Origin of the sequence: Streptomyces sp. URMC 124 (genome assembly GCF_051386455.1) — a bacterium.
Classification (GTDB): domain Bacteria; phylum Actinomycetota; class Actinomycetes; order Streptomycetales; family Streptomycetaceae; genus Streptomyces.
This window is the reverse complement of sequence record NZ_JBPQTS010000435.1, coordinates 1-278: the sequence shown is the minus strand read 5'-3', so window position 1 is coordinate 278 and position 278 is coordinate 1. Positions and strand designations below refer to the sequence as shown.

At 39.9% G+C, this 278-nt stretch carries 1 protein-coding gene; it reads right to left on the bottom strand.

Annotated features, from left to right (window positions below; translation table 11 throughout):
* Positions 1-45: 45 nt before the first annotated feature.
* Positions 46-278: hypothetical protein (locus ACSNOG_RS33245; protein WP_436756394.1), on the bottom strand; the 233-nt coding region annotated here is incomplete at its 5' end.

Genomic DNA, 278 nt, shown 5'->3' with positions numbered 1-278 from the left:
CTCATGAGGAACGTCCCTAGTGCTATCATCCTTGAACCAGAAGGATTACTTCAGTTTGATTTTTTGTGAGTAGCTGTCGTTTTCAACGATATACAAGCCTGGATTAATCTCAAGCTCGGCACCTTCCGGTATGTTGTCATAATAATCAAATCGCTTGCTTTCTCCGGAGTTCCTTGACTGATTTTCAGAAGGTTGAATCTTGTATCCGTTAATTTTAAGACTTGTTCCTAGGAAACTGAAAGTACTGCCATTCTTTAGCTTCGTTATGACCATTAACC